The organism is Brevundimonas sp. (assembly GCF_046293315.1).
Lineage (GTDB): Bacteria > Pseudomonadota > Alphaproteobacteria > Caulobacterales > Caulobacteraceae > Brevundimonas.
Window position 1 is genome coordinate 1 of record NZ_JBKBPF010000129.1, and the last position, 518, is coordinate 518.

Annotated in this window: 1 protein-coding gene; it reads left to right on the forward strand. The window is 66.4% G+C overall.

Annotated features, from left to right (window positions below):
• Positions 1 to 32: 32 nt before the first annotated feature.
• Positions 33 to 518 (forward strand): AAA family ATPase (locus ACK4SE_RS14380; RefSeq protein ID WP_409694096.1); only part of this gene is annotated, 486 nt, incomplete at its 3' end.

Below are 518 nucleotides of genomic sequence, written 5' to 3' on the forward strand. Positions count from 1 at the left end.
GGATCGAGGCGATGCGCCAGGCGCTGTCCTCGATGAAGCATCCCCGTTTCGCCCTGAACCCGCAAAGCGATGCCGCGGATGCGCGGCTCATCGTGCTGGACGAGGTGTCGATGGTGGGCGAGGAGATGGCCCGCGACCTGATGAGTTTCGGCAAGCCGATCCTCGTGCTGGGCGATCCCGGTCAGTTGCCGCCGATCAAGGGCGAAGGGGCCTTCACCCGGGACGCCCCCGACGTGATGCTGACCGAGATTCACCGTCAGGCGGCCGAGAGCGCCATCATCCGTCTCGCCACCATGGCACGGATGGGGGAACCCATCGGGTTCGGGGTTTATGACGCCCATGTCGCCAAGCTGCGCAAGGGCGACATCACGCCGGATCAGGCGCTTCGCGGGGGGCAGTTGATCTGCGGCCTGAACGCGACGCGCTTCCAGCTGAACAACGCGATGCGGGCGGCGGCCGGGCTGGGGGAGACATATCTGCCGACCGGCGCGGCGGAAAAGATCATCTGCCTGAAGAAC